We start from the raw sequence: 23,141 nt of genomic DNA, 5'->3' as shown, positions 1-23,141 counted from the left end.
GGCCGGGTGGTGCGTCATGTCCGGTGGACCAGCTGCGCGCGACTTTGAACGGTCCTCGCTGCCCCCAAGGAGGCGGGAGGGCATTCCCGTTGGCAATTAGGAGACCACGATGACCTACCTCGACGAGCGGCGCCAGGAGCGCGCCAAACAGTTCCTGCGCCTGACCGAATGCGCCAAGGGCACCGAGATGGGCACCCTGCTGCGCAAGTTCTGGCATCCGATCGAGCTGTCGGAGAACGTTCCGCTCAACACCGCGATCCCGGTGAAGGTGCTGGGCGAAGAGCTGACGCTGTACCGCGGGGCCAGCGGCGCACTGCACCTGGTCGGCGGCCGCTGCTCGCACCGCCGCACGCTGCTGCACACCGGCTGGGTGGTCGGCGAGGAGATCCGCTGCATCTACCACGGCTGGCAGTTCGACGCGACCGGCGCCTGCACCAACCGTCCGGCCGAAACCGACACCGGCATGCCGCGCACCAAGATCCCCGGCTACCCGGTCAAGGAGTACATGGGCCTGGTGTTCGCCTACCTGGGTGACGACGAGGCGCCTCCGTTCGAGCTGCCGCGCAAGCTGCAGGCCGAGCGCGAAGGCGCGGTGATCGCCAACGGCATGGAGCGCTGGGACAACAACTGGTTCCAGCAGATCGAGAACTCGATGGACGCAGTGCACGTCAGCTTCGTGCACATGGCGCTGACCGTCGGCCCGTTCGGCAAGGCCGTGACCGCCGCGATCCCCGAGCTGTCGTACGAGGAAACCAGCGCGGGCATCCGCCAGACCGCGCGCCGCTCGAACAACAACGTGCGCGTGAGCGACTGGACCTTCCCGAACAACAACCACATCACGGTGCCGGGCCTGACGCCGGAAGACCCGTGGCTGGACACCTTCGTCTGGATGACCCCCAACGACGAGCTGAACACCACGCGCTTCATGATCTACTGCCTGCCGCCCGAGGCGAGCGAGGTCTCGAAGATGCGCTTCCGCCAGTACTTCGCCAAGTACGGCAAGTACGACCCGGCCAAGCACCACGACAAGCTGTTCTCGATGAAGGTCTGGGACAACCCCGAGGACACCTACGTGGGCCTGACTGCCGCGCAGGACTACCTGTCGATCCGCGGCCAGGAACGCCTGACCAAGCGCGAGGACGAGATCCTGGGCCGCTCGGACCTGGGCATCGTCACGCTGCGCAAGATCTTCTGGCGCGAGCTGGACCTGATCCGCGAAGGCAAGCCCACCAAGCAGTGGTCGCGCCTGGAAGAGCCGCTGACGCTGCCGACCCAGCCGGGCGAGGAAGGCCAGGCCAAGGCGGCCTGAGCGCGCCGCCAGCCCGATCCTGTGGCGCAGCGCACGCCGTGCAGCAGGATGCAAGACCCGGCCCCGTGGGCCGGGTCGCCATCGGCACTATGATGGCGGGCAGCACGGGCGCCTCGGGCGCCCGTGCCGTTCTCGACTCCCGAACCCCCCTTTTCGCCGTAGACCATGACTCCCCTGCGCGTGCTGGGCGATCCCAAGCTGGACGCCGACCATGACGAATTTGCCCGGCACATCGATGCCCTGGGCGCGGCGCGCGGCCGCGAGGCCCTGGACGCGCTGCGCGCGCTGCGTGCGCACGTCGCCGAGCATTTCGCGGTCGAGGACGTGGAACTGCGCCAGATGAAGGACGGCAACGCCGCCTGCCACATCGACGAGCACGCCGCAGTGCTGCGCTCGCTGGCCGAGGTCGACGAGATCCTCGAGCAGGCCCCCGAGGCCGAATCTTCCGACGAGTTGAAGGAGGCCCTGGTGGCCGAGCTGATGCGCTGGCTGCCCCACCACGTCGAGGCGATGGACGCCGCGGTGGCGCACTTCCGCGCCAAGCGGCGCCTGGGGGGCGCCCCCGTGGTGCTGACGCGCCCGTCGCGCAGCGCAGCCTGAGGGGCGCACGCCCTGGCCGGGCCCGGGGCGGGTCAGCCCGTGTTCTCCGTCACGTCACACGGGCCCCGGGCGGCTTGGCCCGTGCGGTGCAGGGGCAGGAAAGAGCAGCGCCTCGTGCGGCAGCGTCGCACCGACGTAGCGCTGGATGCGCGGCGGCGCCGGGTCGACATGGAAGGCGAGGCGCTGCGCGCGCAGTTCCTCGTCGGCGGCGGTGTAGCGTTCCAGCCAGCGCTGGTGCGCGGCCCAGTTCTCGTCGACGAAGTGCTCGACGAAGCGCCCGGGCTGCGCGGTGTCGCGGAACAGCCCCCAGGACAGCACGCCCTGGCTCAGCCGCGCGCGCCGCGTGGCCTGCATCACGTCCAGGAAGGCCGCCTCGCGCTGCGGGTCGATCCGGTACTCGACCAGCACCATCACCGGCCCGTCCTCGGGCTTCACGGCGATGCGCACGTCCGGCTCGGGCCGGGCCTGCCCCGGGTCGCGCCGGTCCTCGTCGCCGCCTTCGACCGACAGCCGCCAGGTCAGCGCCAGCAGCAGCACGCCGAGCAGCGACGCGACGCTGACCGCGACGGCCACGCCGGCCACCTCGGCCACCTGACCCCACAGCCAGGCGCCGGCGGCCGTGCCGCCCATCAGGGCCATCTGGTAGATCGACATGCCGCGCGCGCGCACCCAGTCGGGCAGGGTCAGCTGCGCGGCGACCGCCAGCGTATTGGCCACCGCCATCCAGGCGGCGCCGGCCAGCACGGTGGCCGGCAGCACCACCCAGGGGGTGGGCATCAGCACCACCGCGAGGGAGGCCAGCGCATGCAGGACCGTGCCCCGGCGCGTGAAGGCGTCACGCCCGTGGCGTTCGCGCCAGCGCGGGAACTGCAGCGCGGCGGCGATCGCGCCGGCGCCCATGCAGGCCATCATCGAGGTGTACATGCCGGCGCCCGTGCCGCCGAGCTGCAGGGCCACCAGCGGCAGCAGCGCCAGCAGCGCGCTCGACTGCAGGAAGAACATGAACACGCGCAGGATCACGGCCCGCAGGTGCGGCGAGTGCAGCACGTGCTGCACGCCCACGCGCACCGCGCCGAGGAAGCGCTCGCCGGGCAGGGCGCTGCTGCGCTGCCGCGAGCGCCAGCGCAGGATCAGCACCAGGGCCACGGCGGCCAGCACCGCATTGAGCGCGAACACCAGCCCGGGCGCGGTGCTGGCGAGCAGGGCGCCGGCGACGACGGGGCCGACGATGCGCGACAGGTTCATCGAGATGCTGCCCAACGCCAATGCCGCGGGCAGCTCGTCGCGCGCGACCACGTCGGGCACGATCGCCGAGAACACCGGCCAGCGCAGCGCCAGGCCGATGCCGTTGGCAAAGGTCAGCACCAGCAGCAGCTCGGCGCTCAGCCGTCCTGACAGCTGCAACGCCGCGAGCACGAGGGCGGTCAGGCACACCCACAACTGCGTGAACGCGAAGTAGCGGCGCCGGTCGACGATGTCGGCCAGCGCGCCGCTGGCCACGCCCAGCACGAAGATGGGCAGCGTCGCGGCGGTCTGCACCAGCGACACCATCACCGCGCTGGTGCTCAGCTGCGTCATCAGCCACGCGGCCGAGACCTCGTGGATCCACATCGTCAGGTTGGCCATGAGCCAGGCCGTCCACAGCCCGCGGTAGGCGGGGCGCCGCAGGGGAGCGAGGGCCGGCGAGCGCAGCAGGCCGGAGAAGGGCAGGGTCATCGGCTCATGGTGCCCGGTGCCGGCGGCAGGCACGGCGCCCGTGGCAGAATGCGTTAAATTCATTGTACTGAATGTTTTCAAGCGGCAGGCGTCTCGATCCGGGCGCCCTGGCTGCCCGCGCAAACGACAGCGATGCGTCAGCCAGGAGGCAGTAGCATGGCAGCCACGCGGATGGACGCCTTGCACGACACCTGGCGCCTGCAGCCAAGGGTCGCGGACCGGGGCGCCTGACCTCCGGGCGGCATGCCCTGCGTCACACCCAGCACACACCATGACCACTGGTTCCCGTCGAGCGACTCCCGCGGCCGTGCCGGCCGGCGAGGCCACCGAGCTGCACTTCGAGCCCATGAACCACCCGGGCCACCTGGTGCGGCGCCTGCACCAGATCTGCGTGGCCGTGTTCCTGGATGCCGCGAAGGACTACAACATCACCCACGTCCAGTACGCCACGCTGAAGGCCATCGAGCGCTTCCCCGGCGTCGACCAGACGCGGGTGGGCAAGCTGGTCGCGCTGGATCGCCAGACCACCAGCAACGTCGTGACCCGCCTGCAGCAGAACGGCCTGATCGAGCGCACCCGCAAGGACAAGCGCACCTACGCGCTGCACATCACCGGGCCGGGGCGGGCGCTGATCGAGGTGATGCAGCCGCGCATCGCCGAGATCGACGAGGTGATCCTCGGGCCGCTCTCTCCTGACGAGCGCCAGACCCTGATGAGCCTGCTGCAGAAGCTGGTCAACTCCAACAACGAACTGAGCCGCGCGCCGCTCGAGGCCGACGTGCTGCCCCAGGTGCGCGCGCAGGCGACCGGCGAGGCCGTGCCTCAGAAGACGGCGCGCGCCCCGGGCCGCAAGGCCGCCGCGCCACGGGCCGCGCGCGCTGCGAGCGGCCGCGCCTGAGCGCGCCTCACGCCCTGGCGGGCGATGCGCCGGGGCCGGCCCCGGCCGCCCTTCGCCGGCCTTCTTCCCGCTGCGTTCCCCTCGTCCTGACGCGCCGTCGTGCCACGTCCGTGCGTTCGCGGCGCCCGGCCGCGGGCCGTCGGCTGCCGCCCCGGCGCGGCGCTGCGCCCTAGGGAAATCACTGAGTCCGTGCAGGCTCTCAGCATGATGATTATCAGTATACTGATCATAACGACGTCGCACCCGTGAGCATGTGAGTTGAAGTCAACGGACAGGACGAGAAGGATGAAATCTCAAGATGAAGTCGTGATCATTGGCGGCGGGATTGGCGGCCTGACGCTGGCGCTGGCGCTGCACCGGGATGGCGTGCCGTTCCGTGTCTACGAGGCGGTGCCGGAGATCAAGCCGCTGGGCGTCGGGCTGAACCTGCTGCCGCACGCGATGCGCGAGCTCGCCGGCCTGGGCCTGGAGCCGGTGCTGCGACGCAAGGGCATCGCCACCCAGGAGTACCGCTTCTACACGCGTCACGGGCAACTGGTGCTGCGCGAGCCGCGCGGCCAGTACGCCGGCTACGAATGGCCGCAGATCGCGATCCACCGCGGCGACCTGCAGTTCACGCTGCTGGAGGCGCTGATCGAGCGCGCCGGCCCGGACGTGGTGGTGCAGGGCCACCGCTGCGTCAAGGTCGAGCAGGACGAGGACGGCGCGACCGTGCACTTCATCGACCCCAAGGGCCAGCCGCTGCCGCCGGTGCGCGGCCCCGTGGCGGTCGCCTGCGACGGCGTGAACTCGGTGGTGCGCGTGCAGATGCACCCGAAGGAGGCGGTGCCGCGCTACGAGGGCACGCTGCAGTACCGCGGCACGACGCGCTGGAAGCCCTACCTGACCGGCGCGACGCACGTCTACCTGGGCGCCAACGAGACCGGCAAGCTGGTCATGTACCCGATCCGCGACAACATCGACGGAGAGGGCACGCAGCTGATCAACTGGGTCATCGAAGTGAAGCGCCCGACCGAGGACCTCAAGCGCGACTGGAACCGCCGCGCCGAGATCAGCGACTTCATCCACCACTTCGAGCATGCGAAGTTCGACTGGATGGACATCCCGGCGATGATGCGCGCTGCCGAGGCGGTTTACGAGTACCCGATGATCGACCAGGACCCGTTGCCGTTCTGGACCGAGGGCCGGGTCACGTTGCTGGGCGACGCGGCCCACCCGATGATGCCGCGCGGCTCCAACGGCGCCGCCCAGGCCATCATCGACGCGACCACGCTGTCGCGCCTGCTGGTGCAGCACGAGGACCCGCGTGCGGCGCTGAAGGAGTACGAGCAGCTGCGCCTGAAGGCCACCAGCGACGTGGTGCTGGCCAACCGCAAGATCTCGCCGGACGGCCTGCTGGAAGTCGTCAACGAGCGCACCGGCGGCAAGCCGTTCGAACGCCTCGAGGACGTCATCACCGAGCAGGAGATCATCGAGTGGCAGGCCCGCTACAAGAAGATCGCCGGCTTCTCGCTGGATGACCTGCGCCGTCCCGTGACCGCCTGAAGGATCCGTCGTGCTGAACCAGCTTCAATTCCATGGTCTGGGCGCCGTCGTGACCGGCGCCGCCGCCGGCCTCGGCCGAGCCACAGCGCAAACCCTGGCCGGGCTCGGAGCCCACGTGTTCGCGATCGACCTCGACGCTGCAGGGCTGGAGTCGCTGGCCCGCGAACTGGGCGAGGCCGCCTGCACCGCGATCGCCGCCGACGTCACGCGCGAGGACGAGGTGCAGCGCATCGCCGACCAGGTGGCCGGCAGCGGCGTGGTGCTCAAGTCGCTGGTCAACAACGTCGGCGCGAACTTCCGCAGCCCGGCGCACGAGCTGCAGCTGGCCGACTGGAACAAGTACCTGGGATTGAACCTGACCAGCGCCTTCCTGGTGACGCGCGCGCTGCTGCCGCGCCTGCTGGCCGCGCCGCGCGGCGGGACCATCGTCAACGTCTCGTCGGCGCGCGGGCTGATCGGCAGCCCCAGCACGCCGAGCTATTCGACCACCAAGGCGGGCCTGCTGGGCTTCACGCGCCAGCTCGCCGCCGAGTACGGCGACCGCGGGCTGCGCGTCAACGCGGTGTGCCCGGGGCTGGTGCTGACCGAGCGCATCGCCGCGCGCGGCATCGGCCCGGCCGAGGAGCGCCTGCGCGAGCGCGTGCTGGAAGGGCGCTTTGCCGAGCCGCACGAGATCGCCAACGCGATCGCCTTCCTCGCCTCGGACGCGGCCTCCTACATCACCGGCGTGACGCTGCCGATCGACGGCGGCTACGCCGCACGCTGAAGGGCGACAGGCATTCCAGAGTAACGGCGGCCGGGCGACGGCCGGGCCGCATCCCCCAACTTCCCGAAGGAGTATCCCAGTGACCAAGAACTCCCTGACCCCGCAGCAGGTCCAGGCGTACGAGCGCGACGGCTACCTCTACCCGCTGACCGCGATGTCGCCGGAGCGGGCAGCTTCCTATCTCGCCAAGCTGGATGCGCTGCAGGAGCAGTATGGTGCCCGCGCGGCCGAGATCCTGCGAGCGAAATCCCACCTGGTGCTGACCTGGGTCAACGAACTGATCCGCCTGGAGCCGGTGCTCGATGCGGTCGAGAGCCTGATCGGCCCGAACATCTACTGCTGGTCCACGTCCTTCTTCATGAAGAAGCCGCGCGACCCGGGCTTCGTGGCCTGGCACCAGGACGGCCCGTACTCGGGCACGCCCGAGGGCGCCGGCGACATCGTCACCGCCTGGATCGCGCTGACCGAGAGCAACGAGGCCAACGGCTGCCTGAAGGTGGTCGCGGGCTCGCACAAGACGCTGTACGAGCACGTCTACAAGGAAGGCACGGCCAACCTGCTGTCGCTGAGCCAGGAAATCGCCGTCGAGGTCGACGAAAGCCAGGCCACCAAGCTGGTGCTGGCGCCGGGCCAGTTCTCGTTCCACCACGAGAAGATCGTGCACGGCTCGGCCCCCAACACGAGCGACAACCGCCGCGTGGGCATCGCGGTGCGCTACATGGCACCGTTCCAGCGCAAGACGCCCAACACCATCGACCACGCCACGCTGGTGCGCGGCAGCGACCCGTACGACACCTTCATCCAGGACCCGGTGCCGCGTGCCGACATGGATCCTGAAGCGGTGGCCTACCTCGACAGCGTGCTGATCAAGAAGTTCGGCAGCCGCTACCGTCGTGGCGTCGACGCGCCGGCGAAGAACTGAGCGGGGTCCCGGGGCATGGCCAAGCTGACCCTGTCCGTGGCGATCGGCAACTACGACCGTTGCCGTCCGCTGCTCGACGGCGACGTGCAGATCGACGGGGTGAACCCCGTGTTCATGACGCTGCCGCCGGAGGAGATCTTCTTCCGCGCCTTCCGCGGCCGCGAGTTCGACATCTGCGAGCTGTCGCTGTCGAGCTCCACCGTGCAGACCGCCAACGGCAACTTCCCCTACGTCGGGCTGCCGATCTTCCTGTCGCGCGCGTTCCGCCAGACGGCCGTGTACGTGCGCACCGACCGCATCAAGTCCCCCGAGGACCTGCGCGGCAAGCGCATCGGCCTGCCCGAGTACCAGCTCACCGCCAACGTCTGGGTGCGCCAGTTCCTCGAGGACGACTACGGCATCAAGCCCTCGGACGTGACCTGGGTGCGCGGGGGCATCTCGCACGCCGGGCGTCCCGAGAAGATCAAGCTGAACCTGCCCGCGGACGTGCGCCTGGAAGACGCCCCCGAGGGCGAGACCATCTCCAGCCTGCTGGCCAAGGGCGAGATCGACGCGTTCGTCGCGCCGCGCCCGCCCGACGTGCCGCCGGGCACGCCCAACATCGGCTGGCTGTTCCCGGACCCGGTGGCCGAGTCGATGGCGTACTACCGGCGCACGCGCATCTTCCCGATCATGCACATCCTGGGGGTGCGCCGCGAGCTGGCCGAGCAGCACCCGTGGCTGCCCGGGGCGATCTGCAAGGCGTTCGAGCGTGCCAAGCAGCAGGCCTACGAGCACCTGGCCGACACCTCGGCCACCAAGGTGCTGCTGCCGTTCTTCGAGGTGCGCATGGCCGAGGCGCGTGCGCTCATGGGCGAGGACTACTGGTCCTACGGCATCGACGCCAACCGCCACGTGCTGGAGACCTTCTTCCGCACCCACCACAGCCAGGGCCTGTCCTCGCGACTGGTGACCCCGGAAGACCTGTTCCATCCCGGCACCTTCGAAGCCTTCAAGCTCTGACGGGGATCCGACCATGAGCACGAACGAATCCCGCTCCAGCGTCTGGCATGCGGCGCACCTGGCGCCGCTGTGGGAAAGCCCGAACGCGCACAAGCCGCCGCCCGCGCCGCTGCCACCGCACCAGTGGCGCTGGAGCGAGCTGCGCCCGCTGATCGAGCGCGCCTTCCAGGAGACCTCCCCGGCGGCGGTCGAGCGCCGCGTGCTGCAGCTGATGAGCCCGCAGTCGCAGTCGCTGGCCGACGAGTTCACCTGCGGCAACGTGCTGGCCGCGATCCAGTGCCTGCTGCCCGGCGAGACCGCGCGGCCGCACCGCCATTCGATGAACGCGCTGCGCTTCCTGCTCGAGGGCGAGGGTGCGGTGACGCTGGTCGACGGCAAGGAATGCCCGATGCACTTCGGCGACCTGGTGCTCACGCCCGCCTGGTGCTGGCACGAACACCGCCACGACGGGCAGGAGCCGGTGATGTGGCTGGACGTGCTGGACGTGCCGCTGCACCTGTACCTGGGCACCGTGCAGTTCCAGCCCGGCCCGATTGCGCAGAAGCCGCAGACCATGCCCGACGCCGCGTTCTGCGCGCCGGCCATCGTGCCCGAGGAGGTGCTCGGCCGGCAGGACCACTCGCCGCTGTTCCGCTATCCCTACGCCGATGCGGTGCGTGCGCTCGCGCAGGCGCCGCGCTCGCCCGACGGCGCGCGCCGGGTGCGCTACGCCAACCCGCTGACCGGCGGCAACGCGATGGCCTTCCTCGACACCCGCCTGGTGCAGGTGGATGCCGGCAGCCCCACGCTGCCTTCGCGCACCAATGCCAACGTCGTGTGCTGCGTCACCGAAGGCCACGGCGAATCGCGCATCGGCGAGCACGTCGTGGCCTGGGGGCCGCGCGACATCTTCACGATCCCGCAGCACCAGTGGGTCACGCACCGCAGCCTGGACGGCGACGCCCGCCTGTTCATGGTGTCCGACGGCGACGTGCTGCGCCGCCTCGGCCTGCTGACCGAGGAGACCCGTACCCAGTCGGCCTGAGCCCGGCCCCGCCGACGAACAGAACGCCCCGCGACCACATCACACAAGGAACCGAGATGACGACACAGGAATTCAGCCGACTCCTCAGCCCGATCCAGATCGGCGGCAAGCAGGTGCGCAACCGCTTCATGCTGACCACGCACAACCCGAAGATGAACGACGAGCGCTACCTCGCCTACCTGGAGGAGCGCGTCAAGGGCGGCGTCGGCCTGGTCGGCATCCCCATCCTCCACGAGACGGTCTCGAGCATCAACTTCATCAACACCGGCAAGGTGGTGCCCGCCTACGCGGGCGACGGCGACGGCACGCCCGATCCCGAGAGCGAGGAAGGCGCCGCGTACTTCGACGAGACGCTGATCCCGCGCCTGCGCGCGCGCGCCGACATCGTGCACCGGCACGGCGCGTACTGCTTCGGTCAGATCGCCAACCGCGGCTCGATCCGCCTGCCCGACACCTTCCAGCCGATGGTCTCGCCCTCGGGCCTCGCGGACGACCACGTGCGCATGGCCTCGCACGAGCTGACCACCGACGAGGTGCGCCGCATCGTCAAGCTGTTCGCGCGCTCGGCCGAGCGCATCAAGAAGGCCGGGCTGGACGGCGCCGAGATCCACTGCACGCACGGCTACCTGGTCGAGCAGTTCCTGTCGCCGGCGACCAACCGCCGCACCGACCGCTACGGCGGCAGCGCGGAAAACCGCATGCGCTTCCTGCTCGAGATCATCGACGAGATCAAGACCCGCTGCGGCGACGACTTCCCGATCGGCGTGCGCATCAGCGGCTACCAGGATGTCGAGGGCGGCATGACCACCGAGGACATCAAGGCGGTGGTCAAGCGCATCACGAACTCGCTGGCCTACGTCAACGTCACGGCCGGCACGATCGGCGCGCTGCAGAAGGGCGTGGTGACGCCGTACGTCGCCTCCAGCTTCATCCCCTCGGGCTTCAACGTGCCGGCGGCCTCGCGCATCAAGGAGGTCTGCACGGTGCCGCTGATCGTCACCGGCCGCATCAACGACCCGTGGCAGATGGAGGGCATCATCGCCAACGGCCATGCCGACATGATCGGCCTGACCCGCGCGCTGATCGCCGACCCGCACCTGCCGCGCAAGCTGGCCGAGGGCCGCGCGCAGGAGGTGCGCAAGTGCGCCGGCCTCAACGAGTGCCACTTCCCGGACCGCGTCTCGTCCTGCCCGGTCAACCCGATGGCCGGCCGCGAGCTGGACCTGAAGGTGCAGCTGATCGACAAGCCCAAGCGCGTGCTGATCGTCGGCGGCGGCCCCGCCGGGCTGGAGGCCGCGCGCATCGCCTCGGCCCGCGGCCACCAGGTCACGCTGGTCGAGAAGAGCGACCAGCTGGGCGGTACCGTCGCGACGCTGGCGCGCGACCCCTCGCGCCGCGAGATGATCACGCTGATCGACACGCTCAAGCGCGAGATCCGCGAGCAGGGCGTCGAGGTGCTGCTCAACACCGAGGCCACGCCCGAGTTCGTCGCGAAGCACAAGCCCGACGCCACGGTGCTGGCCATCGGATCGACCCCGGTGATCCCGGACGTGCCGGGCGTGGACACCGTGCCGGTGTTCAACGCGCTGGAGATCCTGGACAACCCGGCGCAGCTGGGCCGCCGCGTCCTGGTGGTCGGCGGGCTGATGGACGGCCAGCCGCCGGTGCTTGCCGCGCTGTACCTGGCCGAGCAGGGCAAGGAAGTGACGCTGCTGTCCGAGAACGTCGGCATCGGCCAGGGCCTGGAGTGGTCGATCCAGCACTTCGTGCTCAAGCGCCTGCTCGAGAAGAACGTGCGCCTGATGCCGCTGACCGAGCTGATCGAGGCCGGCCGCGTGCCGCGCCTGCGCAACGTGTTCACCAAACAGGTGAGCGAGGGCGAGGAGATCGACAGCATCGTGTTCGCCTGCGGCAGCGCGCCGCGCAGCTTCCCGCAGATCGAGGGCGAGGTCTACCGCATCGGCGACTGCCTCGCGCCGCGCCGCCTGCTGCACGCGACGCTCGACGGCGCGCGCATCGGCGTGCGGCTGTGAGCGGCGGGCCGGACAGGAGCGCGATGCGATGAAGCTGTGCTGGTTCGACAACCACCGCCTCGGGGTCGTCGTCGGCGACCGGGTGCATGACGTCAGCGAGGCGATGCGCGTGCTGCCCGCGCCGACCTACCCGGCGGGACCGAAGGGCGACGCCCTCGTCGCCCACCTGGATGCCGTGCGTGCCGAGATCGACCGGCTGCTGCCGCACGCCGCGGCGCTGCCGGTGTCGCAGGTGAAGCTGCTCAGCCCCGTGCAGGCGCCGACCAAGATCATCGGCGTGCCGGTGAACTACCTCAAGCACGTCGAGGAAGCCGAGGCCGACCGCGCCACCTTCACCGACCGCTACCGCGGCGGCATCGAGGAGCAGGGCCTGTTCCTCAAGGCCACCAGCGCGCTGGTGGGCCCGGGCGAGGGCGTGCGGGTGCGCTTCCCGGAACGCTCGACGCACCACGAGATGGAGCTGGGCGTGGTGATCGGCCGCCCCGCGGCCAACGTCACGCGCGAGGACGCACTGTCGTACGTGGCCGGCTACTGCATCGCGCTGGACATGGTGGTGCGTGGCCCGGAGGACCGCTCGCTGCGCAAGTCCATCGACAGCTACGCGGTGTGCGGCCCGTGGCTGGTGACGGCCGACGAGATCCCGGACCCGCAGGCGCTGGACCTGAGCCTGGCGGTCAACGGCGAGCCGCGCCAGCGCTCCAACACCGCGCACATGATCATGGACATCGCGACGCAGATCGCCTGGGCCTCCAGCTTCTACACGCTGTGGCCGGGCGACATCATCATGACCGGCACTTGCGAGGGCGTCGGTCCGGTGCTGCCGGGCGACCGCATGCATTGCGAGATCGACCGCATCGGCGCGATGGACGTGCCCGTGACGGCGGCCTGATGCAGCGACGCCGCCTTTCCCCCTTTGCTTGTTCCCCCCGCAGCCGGTGTGCGGACCGGCTGCGCTTTGCCATTTCCTTCTCCCCTGGCGATTGAACCGGAGCGTTCAACGGCAGGACACACACAGAGACCACATCGACGAGGAGACAACCGATGAACTTCCGCTCCATCTTCGCTTCCCGCCCCATGCGCTGGATCGGCGCGGCCTGCGCGGCGCTCGCGCTGGTCGCCCCCGCATCGGCCCAGTCCAGCGGATCGGACCGCCCGATCACCATCGTCGTCGGCTTCGCGCCGGGTGCCGGCACCGACACGCTGGCGCGCGCGCTGGCCGAGCAGCTGCAGCGGCGCCTGAAGCAGCCGGTGATCGTCGAGAACAAGCCGGGGGCCGGCGGCACGATGGCGGTCAACCTGGTCGCCAAGTCGCCGGCGGACGGCCACACGCTGCTGTTCGCGCCCAACACGCTGGTGATCGCCCCGCACGTGCAGCCGGGGGCGGCCAGCGACGTCAACGTGCTCAACGACCTGGTGCCGGTGGTGCAGGTCACGCGCAGCACGCTGATCATCGTCACGACCCCGTCGCAGGGCGTGAAGGACGCGCAGGAGCTGACGAAACTCGCCCGCAGCAAGCCCGGCCTGCCGTTCGGTTCGGCCGGCAACGGCTCGCCGCAGCACATCGTCGGCATGCTCTACGCCCGCGCGACCGGCGTCGACCTGATCCACGTGCCCTACCGCGGCACCAGTCCGGCGCTGGTGGACCTGATGGGCGGCCAGCTGCCCCTGGCGATCAGCTCGCTGGGCGCGGCGCTGCCGCACATCCAGTCGGGCCGGCTGGTGCCGGTGGCCGTGCCGGAGCCGAACCGCACCCCGCTGCTGCCCGACGTCCCCACGCTGACCGAGCAGGGCATCAAGGGCGTCGAGGTGACCGGCTGGTTCGGCCTGTTCGCACCGCGCGGCACGCCGGCCGCCCAGGTCGAGCGCATCAACAAGGAGATCAACGCCATCCTCGAGATGCCCGACATCCAGGAGAAGTTCAAGGCGCAAGGCGAGGTGCCGGTGGGTGGCTCGACCCAGACCTTCGCCCAGCTGATGCGCGACGAGTACACCCGCTTCGGCCGCATCGTGAAGGAATTCGGCATCACCGCCGAGTGAGCCGAAGGAGCCTTTCCATGCGCATGACGTTCGCATGGCTGTGCCGGCTCGGGCTGGCCGCCCTGCTGGGCCTGGGCGTCGCGCAGGCTGCGCCCGTGCAGGACTGGCCCGCGCCGGGCAAGCCGGTCATGCTGGTGGTCGGCAACGCTGCCGGCGGTGGCACCGACGTGATCGCCCGCGTGCTGGCCGAGCGCCTGCAGGGCGTGCTGCAGCGGCCGGTGGTGGTCGAGAACAAGCCGGGGGCGAGCGGCATGCTGGCTGCGGCGCTGACCGCACGCTCGCCGGCCGACGGCCAGACCCTGCTGGTCACGCCGATCACGCTGGTGACCACGCCGCACGTGCTGCCCAAGGCGGCCGGCGGCGCCGTCGACGTGATGACCGACCTCGCCCCGGTGGTGCAGCTCAGCCGCGGCACGCTGTTGCCGGTCACACGGCCTGCGCAGGGCCTGCGCGATGCGCGGGCGCTGGCCGCGCGAGCGAAGGAGCAGCCGGTGAGCTACGGCACGCCGGGCGCCGGCTCCCCGATGCACATTGCCGGCGAGCTGTTCCGCCAGGCCGCCGACGTGCCGCTGACCCACGTGCCCTACAAGGGCGTCGCCCCGGCGCTCAGCGACCTGCTGGGCGACCACGTGACGGTGGTGTTCAGCGACCTGGCCTCGGCGAGCAGCTACCTGCAGTCCGGGCAGCTGGTCGCCATCGGGGTGACCCAGGCGCAGCGCTCGCCGCTGCTGCCCGAGGTGCCGACGCTCGCCGAGCAGGGTTTCCGCGACGTGGCGTTCGAGACCTGGTTCGGCGTGTTCGCCCCGGCCGGCACGCCCGCCGCCACCGTCGCGAAGGTCGGCCAGGCCATCAACCAGGTGCTCGCGCAGCCCGAGACCCGACGCCGCTTCGCCGCACTGGGCGAGGTGGTGGTCGGCGGCTCGCCGCAGGACTTCGCCACCCGCGTGCGCGCCGACTTCGACCAGTTCGGGCGCATCGTCCGCGCCTTCGGCATCAGCGTCGACTGACGCTGCGGCCTTCCCCTTCCGCGGCCCGAGCCGCCGCCGCGCCCGCCGCGGCGGCGCGCCGGCGCGTGCGCCGTCGCCCTTCCGGCACAAATTCAGCATACGGACAGTTATGCGAGAAGCGGGCGACTGGATTTCGTTTTCTGCATCGGATCATGCGACACGCGCACATGGATCCGGCCGATGTGGCCTGTCATTACTAGGAAAAACCCATAGAACGCGGCGAATCGGCCTCGATCGCAGGCTTTGCAAATTGACGCTCCCGTTTTCGCGCCTTTAACATCAGTGTGCTGACAATCAGCATACGTAAAACATACTGCAGGAGGGCGCCGGCTCCCATGGGTCGGCCGTGATCCGACCCGCCCGTGCCGTGCGCAACCGTCCGGGGCACAGGCCGCCATGCAGGCGGTCCAGGCCGCGGCCGGCCTCCGGCAGACCCACACCACAACGACCAGGAGACTCTGAGTGAACTCTCGACACCACACCCGTCAGGATCGTGCGGCGCGCCACGGCGCGACGCGTCGGACGCCGCTGGGCCGTGCGGCCCGCATCGCGCTGGGCCTGGGCGTCGGCCTCGCCGCCGGCGTGGCCGGCGCGCAAAGCAGCGTGACGATGTACGGCCTGGTGGACCTGGGGCTGGAAGCCACCAACGGCGGCGGCAGCACGCATTCGCGCATGATCGCGGGCGGCTCGGCCGGCAGCCGCCTGGGCTTCACCGGTTCCGAAGACCTCGGCGGCGGCCTGAAGGCCACCTTCCGCCTCGAGCAGGGCTTCACCCCCGACGACGGCGTGCTGGCGCAAGGCGGCCGGGCCTTCGGCCGCGAGGCCTCGGTGGGCCTGGCCTCCAAGAGCTGGGGCGCGGTCACGATGGGCCGCCTGCTGATGCCGTACTACCAGGCGCTCAACCCGATCGACGCGTTCGGCTGGGTCGGCCACGGCGGGGTGCTGTCGATCAACCGCAGCGGCGTGGCCAACCGCCCGCTGCTGGGCGTGGGCCTGTCGGCGCGCGCCGACAATGCGGTGCTGTACGTCTCGCCCAACTTCGACGGCTTCGAGTTCCGCGTGCTGGGTGCCTTCGGCGAGAAGTCTCCCACCCAGGGCCGCACCGTCAGCGCCTCGCTGCGCTACACCAAGGGCCCGCTGGACGTGGTGCTGGCCGGCGCGCGCATCAACGGCGCCAACAACAAGAGCGCCAACGGCGATGCGCAGGGCTACACCCTGGGCGGCAGCTACGACTTCGGTCCGGCGCGCCTGTACGTCGGCTTCTCCAACGAGAAGAACTCCTGCGTGACCTGCACCGGCGCGCTGACCCGCATGGCCGGGGTGTCGGGCACCAACGCGGCGGAGTTCCGCCTGATCAACGTCGGCGTGCGCGTGCCGATCGGTGCCTGGACCACCTACGCGCAGGTGGTGCGCGTGCAGGACCGCTCGGACTACGACGTCGACCCGGGCAGCCGCGACGCCACCTGGCTGGCCATCGGCGGACAGTACCCGCTGTCCAAGCGCACCATGGTCTACGTCACGCTGGGCACGGTCGACAACCGCAACGGCTCGAACTACGCGCTCGGGGCGGGCACGACCGCGCCGCGTGTCAACGGCCTGGCCGACGGCAACCCGCGCATGAAGGGCGCCGTCGTCGGCCTGCGGCACTCGTTCTGACGAACGTGTAGATTCGCGGCCTGTTGCAACCACCATCGACGGGCGCCGCCTCCACCGGGCGGCGCCCGCAGAAGACCTGGACGATGCTGACCCTGTATTACCACCCCCTGGCGTGTTCCCTGGGCGCGCAACTGGCGCTCGCGGACGCGGGCATCCCGCACGAGGCGGTGTACGTCGACCTCGCCGGCGACCGCAGCGCCTACCGGCAGATCAACCCGCTCGGCACGGTGCCGGCGATCCGCACCGAGGCAGGGGTGTTGACGGAGACCACCGCGATCCACGCCTGGCTGGCCCAGGCCTATCCCGAGGCCGGGCTGCTGCCCAAGGACCCGTTCGGGTTCGCTCAAGGCGTGTCGCTGCTGGCGTGGCTGGCCGCCTCCGCGCAGCCGGCACGCCGCCAGGTCCGCATGCCGGCGCGCTTCACGTCCGAGGCCGCCTGCCATGCGCAGATCCAGGCCACCGGCCGCGAGCTGTTCGAGCGCTGCCTGCAGCGCATCGACGGCCTGCTGGCGGGCAAGGACTGGGTGCTGGGCGGCGACCGGCCGAGCTCGTGCGACTACCAGCTGATGGTCTACGCCAACTGGTGCGCGCTGGACGGCCTGGCGCTGGACCCGTGGCCGAACTTCCGCCAGCTGCGCGACCGGCTGCTGCAGCGCCCGGCCGTGCGCCGCGTGCTGGAGCAGATCGACAGCCCGCTGCTCAAGCAGGCCTGAGCCGGGGCCTGCCTTCGGGGCCGGCCGGGGTGGCCGGCGTGCGCCTGGCGCGCACGCCCGGCGCGATTCGCGGGCACACTAGCCGTCGGCGCGCGCGGTGCCGCTGCCGCGCGCTGCCCCGTCCCCACCGATGACCCGACTCAACATCGACTGGCTGCACGTCTTCGTCGAGGTGTACCGCCTGCAGAACGTCTCGCGGGCGGCCGAGCGACTCGGCGTCGCGCAGGCCAACGTCAGTACCGCGCTTGCCAAGCTGAGGCGCCACTTCGGCGACCCGCTGTTCTGCCGCACCTCGCGCGGCATGGAGCCCACGCCGTACGCGAAGCAGATCTACCCGGCGGTGGTCTCCGCGCTGCAGACGCTGGACGAGCTCTCGGGCGCGCGCGCCACCTTCGATCCCGCCACCGCGACGCGCCAGTTCCGCATCGCGATGACCGACATCAGCGAGATCGTGGTGCTGCCCACGCTGATCAACCACCTGCGGCGCGTCGCGCCCGGCGTCACGGTCGAGACCGAGCGCACCAGCCTGGACACCGGCCGGCGCCTGGAGTCCGGCGAGGTCGACCTCGCGGTGGGCTTCATGCCGCACCTGGAGGCCGGCTTCTACCAGCAGACCCTGTTCCGGCAGGACTTCGTGTGCCTGGCCGCGCGCAACCACCCCCGCATCCACGCGCGGCCCACGCGCGAGCAGTTCCTCGCCGAGGGGCACATCGTCGTCACCACCTCGGGCACCGGCCACGCCATCGTCGACAAGGTGTTCCAGGCCCACGGCTGGGAGCGTCGCATCGTGCTCAAGGTGCCCAGCTTCCTGGGCGTCGCGCGCCTGGTGGCCACCACCGAGCTGCTGGTGATCGTGCCGCGCCGGCTCGGCGAGGCGCTGTCGCACCAGGAGCGCATCGCCGTGCTCGACCCGCCGGTCGAGCTGCCGCCCTTCGACGTCAAGCAGCACTGGCACGAGCGCTTCCACCTCGACGCCGGCCACACCTGGCTGCGCGCCACGCTGGCCGCCCTGCATGGCAAGTAACCAACCGTACGTCAGCGGCCCCGGCGGCCCCGCGGGACCGTGTTATCAAGAATCTCGATAGCAGGTATATCGGGCCACGCATTTACTTGATAGCAGCAGCTTCCTAACCTTCGGCGACCCGATTCAGAGGAGACCCCATGACTGCTGCTCAGAAACTTCCCGTGCTGATTGCCGGCGGCGGCATCGGCGGCCTGGCAGCCGCGCTGGCGCTGGTGCGCCGCGGCTTCGAGGTGAAGGTGTTCGAACAGGCCGACGAGATCGGCGAGATCGGTGCCGGCATCCAGCTCGGCCCGAACGCCTTCCATGCCTTCGACGCGCTGGGCGTGGGCGAGCGTGCCCGCGGCCGCGCCGTCTACACCGACTACATGGTCATGCACGATGCGGTGGACGGCAAGGAGATCGGCCGCATCCCGACCGGCGAGGCCTTCCGCAAGCGCTTCAACAACCCCTACGCGGTGATCCACCGCGTCGACGTGCACAAGTCGCTGCTGGAAGGCGTGGAGGAATCCGACCGCGCCAGCTTCCACACCAGCACCCGCATCGTGCGCGTCGAGCAGGACGCCGACACCGTCACCATCTATGACCAGCACGGCAACGCCTACAAGGGCCAGGCCCTGATCGGCGCCGACGGCGTCAAGAGCGTGGTGCGCGAGCAGTACGTGGGCGACCCCGCGCGCGTGACCGGCCACGTGGTCTACCGCGCCGTGGTCGACAAGTCCGAGTTCCCCAAGGACTTGCAGTGGAACGCCGCCAGCCTGTGGGCCGGCCCGCACTGCCACCTGGTGCACTACCCGCTGCGCGGCGGCGAGCAGTACAACGTGGTCGTGACCTTCCACAGCCGCCAGCAGGAGCAGTGGGGCGTCACCGAGGGGAGCAAGGAGGAAGTGCAGAGCTACTTCCAGGGCATCGTGCCGCAGGCGCGCCAGCTGATCGACCTGCCCAAGAGCTGGAAGCGCTGGGCCACCGCCGACCGCGACCCGATCGACACCTGGACCTTCGGCCGCGTGACCCTGCTGGGCGACGCCGCCCACCCGACCACCCAGTACATGGCGCAGGGCGCCTGCATGGCGATGGAAGACGCCGTGACGCTGGGCGAGGCACTGCGCGTGCACGGCAACGACTGGGCCAAGGCGCTGGACCTGTACCAGCGCTCGCGCGTCGCGCGCACCGCGCGCATCGTGCTGTCCAGCCGCGAGATGGGTCGCATCTACCACGCCAAGGGCGTCGAGCGCCTGGTCCGCAACGACCTGTGGCGCGGCCGTTCGCCCGAGCGCTTCTACGACGCGCTCGAGTGGCTGTACGGCTGGAACGTCGACAACTGCCTGGCCGCGGACCACTGATCCATCCACGAGGAGACCGTCATGAGCCTTGAACTGGGCCGCCTGGAAGACCTGCCCAAGGACTACGTCGACGCCCTGCGCGAGCGCAACCTGGTGCCCCTGTGGCCCAGCCTGCGCAGCGTGCTGCCGCCCAAGGTGCCGGCGCGCCAGACCGTGCCGACGCACTGGAAGTACCAGGAGATCCGCCCGCTGCTGCTGCGCGCGGGCGACCTGACCCCGATCGAGAAGGCCGAGCGCCGCGTGCTGGTGCTGGCCAACCCCGGCCACACGCTGGAGAAGATGCAGGCCAGCGCCGCGATCTACCTCGGCATGCAGCTGCTGCTGCCGGGCGAGTGGGCGCCGAGCCACCGCCACACGCCCAACGCGATCCGCATGGTCGTCGAGGGCGAGGGCGCCTGGACCACCGTCGAGGGCGAGAAGTGCCCGATGAGCCCGGGCGACCTGATCCTCACGCCGACCGGCCTGTGGCACGAGCACGGCCATGACGGCACCGACCCGGTGATCTGGCTGGACGTGCTGGACCTGCCGCTGGTCTACTACATCGAGGCCAGCTACCACCTCAACGGCGACCGCCAGCAGGTCAAGCCCGGCCGCGGCGAGCGCGCCTACGCCCGCGCCGGCGTGGTGCCGACCCCGGTGTTCGGCCGCAGCGGCCGGCGTTATCCGATGATGCGCTACCCCTGGGCCGAGACCAAGGCGGCGCTGCAGTCGCTGGCAGCCGACCAGCCCGACCTGCAGCACGTGCAGGTCACCTACGTCAACCCGGAAACCGGCGACGATGCCGAGAACATCCTCGGCTTCCACGCCATGATGCTGCGCCCGGGCCAGACCCTGAACCTGCCGGCGCGCTCGCCGGCGGCGGTCTACCACGTCATCGAGGGTGCGGTGCGTGTCGAGGGCGGCGGCCGCTCGTTCGACCTGAGCAAGTCCGACACCTGCTGCATTCCGGGCTACACCCCCACCACGCTGAAGAACGACTCCGCGAAGGAGCCGGCCTTCGTGTTCGTGGCCGACGAATCGCCGCTGCACCGCAAGCTCGGCGTCTACGAGGTCCGCGACGGCGACGCGCCGGCGATGCCCTCGATGTCCTGAACCGTTTCCATTCCACGATCCATGACCCAATACCTGTTCCCCCCGCGCGCCGTCCCGACCCTGCCGATCCGCGGCCAGAGCGTCCGCTTCCCGGTCAACCGCATCTTCTGCGTCGGCCGCAACTACCACGCGCACGCCGTCGAGATGGGCCGCCCGGTCGACAAGTCCGTCGAGCGCCCGTTCTACTTCACCAAGTCGCCGCAGACCCTGGTCGACAGCGGCGCCACCGTGCCGTACCCGGCGGGCACGCAGAACTACCACTACGAGATGGAGCTGGTGCTGGCCGTCGGCAAGCCTGGCTTCCAGGTCAGCGCCGAGCAGGCCCACGGGATCATCTACGGCTACGCCGCGGGCCTGGACATGACGCGCCGTGACCTGCAGCTGGCCGCGCGCGACAAGGGCCGCCCCTGGGACCTCGGCAAGGACATCGAGCAGGGCGCGATCTGCAGCGAGATCGTCCCGATGGAAGGCGTGGTGATCGAGAAGGGCGCGATCACGCTGGAAGTCAACGGCCAGACCAAGCAGTCGTCCGACCTGGACAAGCTGATCTGGAACATCCGCGAGATCATCGCCGACCTGTCGCAGTTCTATCACCTGGAGCCGGGCGACCTGATCTACACCGGCACGCCCGAGGGCGTCGGCCCGGTGGTGCCGGGCGACCGCCTGGTCGGCCGCGTCGAAGGCGTGGGCGAGGTCACCCTGACCGTCGGAGCCGCGGCATGAGCGCGGCTTTCCGCCTGTACAACTTCTGGCGCAGCGGCACCTCGCACCGCACCCGCATCGCGCTCAACCTCAAGGGGCTGAGCTACGAGTACATCGCGGTGCACCTGGGCAAGGAAGCGCACCTGTCGGCCGACTTCAAGGCGATCAACCCGCAGCAGCTGGTGCCCGCGCTCGACACCGGCGAGCAGGTGCTGATCCAGTCGCCGGCCATCATCGAGTGGCTGGAGGAGAAGTACCCGACGCCCGCGCTGCTGCCGGCCGACGCCGACGGCCGCGCCAAGGTGCGTGCGCTGGCGGCCATCGTCGGCTGCGACGTGCACCCGATCAACAACCGTCGCATCCTCGAGTACCTGCGCAAGCAGTTCGGGGCCGACGACGCGGCGATCAATGCCTGGGCCGGCAACTGGATCTCGGCGGGCTTCGATGCCTACGAGGCGTTCCTGGCCGCCGACACCAGGCGCGGCCGCTTCAGCTACGGCGACAGCCCGACGCTGGCCGACGTCTACCTGATTCCGCAGATCGAGAGCGCGCGTCGCTTCAAGGTGGACCTGTCACGCTGGCCGCTGATCGCCCAGGTCGAGGCGGCCTGCATGGAGCTCGAGGCGTTCCGCCGCGCGGCTCCGTCCGCCCAGCCCGACGCCGCGGCGTAAGCGCCGGGCGTCCCGCACGCGCGCGGCGGTCGCCGCCGCGCGCGTGCGAACGTGCTAACATGCGCCACGGCTGCCGGGCGGCATCCCGCGCCTGTCCCAGCCTGCTGAACGTCCTGTGCTGATGAACCGCTTCGTCTCGATTCACGTTGCCCAGTGGTGGCGCTTCCGTTGAGGAAGCGGCACGTCGTTGCGGTTCAGAACCGCGCCTTGCCGCCGTCTCGGTGGGCAAGGTTCAGCAGATAGCTCCCCGGCACGGCGGCTCCAGAACCCAGGAGTGTTGCCGGATGCCCCTCAAGTCCTCCCCAGAATCCCTGCCCGTCGGGCCGCTGCCCGGCCCGGCTCGCTGGCGCCTGCGCGCCGCCGGGACGGCTTGCGGCGCCTGGCGTGCGACGCCCCTGTCCCCCGCTTCCGCGCCGACCGGCGCCGCCGGCCGGCCTGCCGGCGCGCGCCTGCGCGGCCGTCTGCCCGAACAACGACACCTGTGATGCCCGGAGGTCCGATGGCCAAGCTGCTGATGATCGACAACTACGACTCGTTCACCTTCAACCTCGTGCAGTACTTCGCCGAGCTCGGGGCCGAGGTGCTGGTCTACCGCAACGACGAGATCACGCTCGAGGGCATCGCCGAGCTGAGGCCCGACCGCCTGGTGCTGTCGCCCGGGCCCTGCTCGCCCGCCGAGGCCGGCATCTGCGTGAGCGCGGTGCGCCACTTCGCCGGCAGGCTGCCCATCCTGGGCGTGTGCCTGGGCCACCAGAGCATCGGCGCGGCCCTGGGCGCCAACGTGGTGCGTGCGCAGCGCCTGATGCATGGCAAGACCAGCGTCATCACCACCGACCAGCAGGGCGTCTACCGCGGCCTGCCCCGGGAGTTCACCGTGATCCGCTACCACTCGCTGGCGCTGGAGCGCGAGTCGCTGCCCGACTGCCTGGAGGTCACGTCCACCGCCGAGGACGGCGAGATCATGGGCGTGCGCCACAAGGAGCTGCCGATCGAGGGCGTGCAGTTCCACCCCGAATCCATCCTGACCGAGCACGGTCACGCGATGCTGAAGAATTTCCTGACCATCCACTGAGCCGAGGAGGAC

The 23,141-nt window shown here is 70.4% G+C and carries 21 protein-coding genes; 20 read left to right on the top strand and 1 reads right to left on the bottom strand.

What is annotated here, in order from left to right; genetic code table 11:
- The first annotated feature begins 109 nt into the window (after positions 1–109).
- A complete protein-coding gene (locus IS481_RS16120) occupies positions 110–1,309 on the top strand; it encodes a Rieske 2Fe-2S domain-containing protein (protein ID WP_114699323.1) in 1,200 nt (399 codons plus the stop codon).
- Between the two features lie 165 nt (positions 1,310–1,474).
- Positions 1,475–1,909 carry a bacteriohemerythrin gene (locus IS481_RS16115; protein ID WP_132764604.1) on the top strand — a complete coding sequence of 145 codons (435 nt, stop codon included), beginning with the start codon at positions 1,475–1,477 and terminating at the stop codon, positions 1,907–1,909.
- A 54-nt stretch (positions 1,910–1,963) separates the two neighbouring features.
- Here IS481_RS16115 and IS481_RS16110 read toward each other — a convergent pair whose 3' ends face one another.
- Positions 1,964–3,625 (bottom strand): MFS transporter, encoded by a 1,662-nt coding sequence (locus IS481_RS16110; protein ID WP_232529331.1) that lies wholly within the window; start codon positions 3,623–3,625, stop codon positions 1,964–1,966.
- Between the two features lie 271 nt (positions 3,626–3,896).
- Here IS481_RS16110 and IS481_RS16105 point away from each other — a divergent pair, with 271 nt between their 5' ends.
- The 18 genes from IS481_RS16105 to IS481_RS16020 all read left to right on the top strand — a co-directional run bounded on the left by IS481_RS16105 (position 3,897) and on the right by IS481_RS16020 (position 23,129).
- Entirely contained in the window at positions 3,897–4,523 is a 627-nt protein-coding gene (locus tag IS481_RS16105; protein WP_104359077.1) for a MarR family winged helix-turn-helix transcriptional regulator, read from the top strand.
- A gap of 285 nt (positions 4,524–4,808) precedes the next feature.
- Positions 4,809–6,068, top strand: a complete 1,260-nt coding sequence (locus tag IS481_RS16100; protein ID WP_104359078.1) for a flavin-dependent oxidoreductase — start codon at positions 4,809–4,811, stop codon at positions 6,066–6,068.
- Positions 6,069–6,078: 10 nt separating this feature from the next.
- A complete protein-coding gene (locus tag IS481_RS16095; RefSeq protein ID WP_104359079.1) occupies positions 6,079–6,834 on the top strand; it encodes an SDR family NAD(P)-dependent oxidoreductase in 756 nt (251 codons plus the stop codon).
- Positions 6,835–6,913: 79 nt separating this feature from the next.
- Positions 6,914–7,756 carry a phytanoyl-CoA dioxygenase family protein gene (locus tag IS481_RS16090; protein ID WP_165908664.1) on the top strand — a complete coding sequence of 281 codons (843 nt, stop codon included), beginning with the start codon at positions 6,914–6,916 and terminating at the stop codon, positions 7,754–7,756.
- A gap of 15 nt (positions 7,757–7,771) precedes the next feature.
- Positions 7,772–8,758 (top strand): ABC transporter substrate-binding protein, encoded by a 987-nt coding sequence (locus IS481_RS16085; protein WP_194963310.1) that lies wholly within the window; start codon positions 7,772–7,774, stop codon positions 8,756–8,758.
- Between the two features lie 13 nt (positions 8,759–8,771).
- The gene (locus IS481_RS16080) at positions 8,772–9,782 is read left to right on the top strand and encodes a cupin domain-containing protein (RefSeq protein ID WP_104359008.1); all 1,011 of its coding nucleotides are present in this window, start codon (positions 8,772–8,774) and stop codon (positions 9,780–9,782) included.
- A gap of 56 nt (positions 9,783–9,838) precedes the next feature.
- Positions 9,839–11,815, top strand: a complete 1,977-nt coding sequence (locus tag IS481_RS16075; RefSeq protein WP_165908739.1) for an oxidoreductase — start codon at positions 9,839–9,841, stop codon at positions 11,813–11,815.
- A gap of 28 nt (positions 11,816–11,843) precedes the next feature.
- On the top strand, positions 11,844–12,704 hold the full coding sequence (locus IS481_RS16070; RefSeq protein ID WP_104359010.1) for a fumarylacetoacetate hydrolase family protein: 861 nt from the start codon (positions 11,844–11,846) through the stop codon (positions 12,702–12,704).
- A 152-nt stretch (positions 12,705–12,856) separates the two neighbouring features.
- Positions 12,857–13,852 (top strand): Bug family tripartite tricarboxylate transporter substrate binding protein, encoded by a 996-nt coding sequence (locus IS481_RS16065; protein ID WP_104359011.1) that lies wholly within the window; start codon positions 12,857–12,859, stop codon positions 13,850–13,852.
- A gap of 17 nt (positions 13,853–13,869) precedes the next feature.
- On the top strand, positions 13,870–14,859 hold the full coding sequence (locus tag IS481_RS16060; RefSeq protein WP_104359012.1) for a tripartite tricarboxylate transporter substrate-binding protein: 990 nt from the start codon (positions 13,870–13,872) through the stop codon (positions 14,857–14,859).
- Between the two features lie 462 nt (positions 14,860–15,321).
- Positions 15,322–16,515: a porin gene (locus tag IS481_RS16055; protein WP_104359013.1), complete on the top strand. Its 1,194-nt coding sequence runs from the start codon at positions 15,322–15,324 to the stop codon at positions 16,513–16,515.
- Positions 16,516–16,598: 83 nt separating this feature from the next.
- Positions 16,599–17,228 (top strand): glutathione S-transferase family protein, encoded by a 630-nt coding sequence (locus tag IS481_RS16050; RefSeq protein WP_104359014.1) that lies wholly within the window; start codon positions 16,599–16,601, stop codon positions 17,226–17,228.
- Between the two features lie 130 nt (positions 17,229–17,358).
- Positions 17,359–18,252, top strand: a complete 894-nt coding sequence (locus IS481_RS16045; RefSeq protein ID WP_104359015.1) for a LysR family transcriptional regulator — start codon at positions 17,359–17,361, stop codon at positions 18,250–18,252.
- Between the two features lie 137 nt (positions 18,253–18,389).
- Positions 18,390–19,592 (top strand): 3-hydroxybenzoate 6-monooxygenase, encoded by a 1,203-nt coding sequence (locus IS481_RS16040; RefSeq protein WP_104359016.1) that lies wholly within the window; start codon positions 18,390–18,392, stop codon positions 19,590–19,592.
- Positions 19,593–19,613: 21 nt separating this feature from the next.
- Positions 19,614–20,684, top strand: coding sequence for a cupin domain-containing protein (locus tag IS481_RS16035; RefSeq protein WP_104359017.1), 1,071 nt, complete (start codon positions 19,614–19,616; stop codon positions 20,682–20,684).
- A gap of 21 nt (positions 20,685–20,705) precedes the next feature.
- Positions 20,706–21,407 (top strand): fumarylacetoacetate hydrolase family protein, encoded by a 702-nt coding sequence (locus tag IS481_RS16030; RefSeq protein WP_104359018.1) that lies wholly within the window; start codon positions 20,706–20,708, stop codon positions 21,405–21,407.
- Positions 21,404–22,057 carry a maleylacetoacetate isomerase gene (gene maiA, locus IS481_RS16025; protein ID WP_104359019.1) on the top strand — a complete coding sequence of 218 codons (654 nt, stop codon included), beginning with the start codon at positions 21,404–21,406 and terminating at the stop codon, positions 22,055–22,057. Before IS481_RS16030 ends, maiA begins: the two co-directional genes overlap by 4 nt.
- Positions 22,058–22,556: 499 nt before the next feature.
- Positions 22,557–23,129: an anthranilate synthase component II gene (locus IS481_RS16020; protein WP_104359020.1), complete on the top strand. Its 573-nt coding sequence runs from the start codon at positions 22,557–22,559 to the stop codon at positions 23,127–23,129.
- Positions 23,130–23,141 lie beyond the last annotated feature (12 nt).

Source organism: Caldimonas thermodepolymerans (assembly GCF_015476235.1).
GTDB classification, from domain to species: Bacteria; Pseudomonadota; Gammaproteobacteria; order Burkholderiales; family Burkholderiaceae_C; genus Caldimonas; species Caldimonas thermodepolymerans.
This window is presented reverse-complemented; position numbering and strand designations above follow the sequence as displayed.

What these genes read in the sequence shown, in the direction of transcription:
- IS481_RS16120 (WP_114699323.1), top strand. Translation starts at nt 110, where the DNA reads ATGACCTACCTCGACGAGCGGCGCCAGGAGCGCGCCAAACAGTTCCTG.
- IS481_RS16115 (WP_132764604.1), top strand. Translation starts at nt 1,475, where the DNA reads ATGACTCCCCTGCGCGTGCTGGGCGATCCCAAGCTGGACGCCGACCAT.
- IS481_RS16110 (WP_232529331.1), bottom strand. Translation starts at nt 3,625, where the DNA reads ATGACCCTGCCCTTCTCCGGCCTGCTGCGCTCGCCGGCCCTCGCTCCC.
- IS481_RS16105 (WP_104359077.1), top strand. Translation starts at nt 3,897, where the DNA reads ATGACCACTGGTTCCCGTCGAGCGACTCCCGCGGCCGTGCCGGCCGGC.
- IS481_RS16100 (WP_104359078.1), top strand. Translation starts at nt 4,809, where the DNA reads ATGAAATCTCAAGATGAAGTCGTGATCATTGGCGGCGGGATTGGCGGC.
- IS481_RS16085 (WP_194963310.1), top strand. Translation starts at nt 7,772, where the DNA reads ATGGCCAAGCTGACCCTGTCCGTGGCGATCGGCAACTACGACCGTTGC.
- IS481_RS16080 (WP_104359008.1), top strand. Translation starts at nt 8,772, where the DNA reads ATGAGCACGAACGAATCCCGCTCCAGCGTCTGGCATGCGGCGCACCTG.
- IS481_RS16075 (WP_165908739.1), top strand. Translation starts at nt 9,839, where the DNA reads ATGACGACACAGGAATTCAGCCGACTCCTCAGCCCGATCCAGATCGGC.
- IS481_RS16070 (WP_104359010.1), top strand. Translation starts at nt 11,844, where the DNA reads ATGAAGCTGTGCTGGTTCGACAACCACCGCCTCGGGGTCGTCGTCGGC.
- IS481_RS16065 (WP_104359011.1), top strand. Translation starts at nt 12,857, where the DNA reads ATGAACTTCCGCTCCATCTTCGCTTCCCGCCCCATGCGCTGGATCGGC.
- IS481_RS16060 (WP_104359012.1), top strand. Translation starts at nt 13,870, where the DNA reads ATGCGCATGACGTTCGCATGGCTGTGCCGGCTCGGGCTGGCCGCCCTG.
- IS481_RS16050 (WP_104359014.1), top strand. Translation starts at nt 16,599, where the DNA reads ATGCTGACCCTGTATTACCACCCCCTGGCGTGTTCCCTGGGCGCGCAA.
- IS481_RS16045 (WP_104359015.1), top strand. Translation starts at nt 17,359, where the DNA reads ATGACCCGACTCAACATCGACTGGCTGCACGTCTTCGTCGAGGTGTAC.
- IS481_RS16040 (WP_104359016.1), top strand. Translation starts at nt 18,390, where the DNA reads ATGACTGCTGCTCAGAAACTTCCCGTGCTGATTGCCGGCGGCGGCATC.
- IS481_RS16035 (WP_104359017.1), top strand. Translation starts at nt 19,614, where the DNA reads ATGAGCCTTGAACTGGGCCGCCTGGAAGACCTGCCCAAGGACTACGTC.
- IS481_RS16030 (WP_104359018.1), top strand. Translation starts at nt 20,706, where the DNA reads ATGACCCAATACCTGTTCCCCCCGCGCGCCGTCCCGACCCTGCCGATC.
- maiA (WP_104359019.1), top strand. Translation starts at nt 21,404, where the DNA reads ATGAGCGCGGCTTTCCGCCTGTACAACTTCTGGCGCAGCGGCACCTCG.
- IS481_RS16020 (WP_104359020.1), top strand. Translation starts at nt 22,557, where the DNA reads ATGGCCAAGCTGCTGATGATCGACAACTACGACTCGTTCACCTTCAAC.